Consider the following 591-nt stretch of genomic DNA (forward strand, 5'->3'; position numbering starts at 1 on the left):
GGCTTGTCGATCACCTTGAGCAAGGCCATCTCCAGCTTGTGGGCAATCGGCTCGGGCGTCTTGCTGCTGACGCCAAAGCCGATCCACACGGACAGCTCGTAGTTGGGCAGGCCGCTCTCGCGCACCGTAGGCACCGCCGGCAGCTCCGGATGGCGCGTCTTGCCGGTCACTGCCAGCGGCCGCAGCTTGCCGGCGCGAATCAGCGGCAGCGCGCCGCCCACGTCCAGCAGCGCCACATCCACCGATCCGCCCATCAGGTCCGACTGCACCTGTGACGCGCCCTTGTAGGGAATGTGGTTGAACTCCACGCCCGCCATCTGCTGCATCTGCAGCCCGCCCAGGCGGTAGTGGTAGCTGTAGTTGGCCATGCTGACCGCCCTGGCCTTCTTGCGGGCGGCGCCCAGTACATCGTCGAAGGTCTTGAAGGGGGAGGCGGCGCCCGTCACCAGCACCGAGGTGCTGCGGATGGCGCTGGCCAGCGGACGGATATCGCGCTGCGGATCGTAAGGCAGGCTGTCATGCACCAGCGGGTTGATCACCATCGAGCTCGGCGTGATCAGCAGGATGCTGTAGCCGTCGGCCGGCGCGTTG

Annotated in this window: 1 protein-coding gene; it reads right to left on the reverse strand. The window is 67.0% G+C overall.

From position 1 onward, the window contains the following. The coding region (locus OR16_RS38660) for a Bug family tripartite tricarboxylate transporter substrate binding protein (RefSeq protein ID WP_006164817.1) at nucleotides 1-591 on the reverse strand (591 nt) is incomplete at both ends.

It is taken from the genome of Cupriavidus basilensis OR16, from assembly GCF_000243095.1.
In the GTDB taxonomy this organism is placed as follows: domain Bacteria; phylum Pseudomonadota; class Gammaproteobacteria; order Burkholderiales; family Burkholderiaceae; genus Cupriavidus; species Cupriavidus basilensis_D.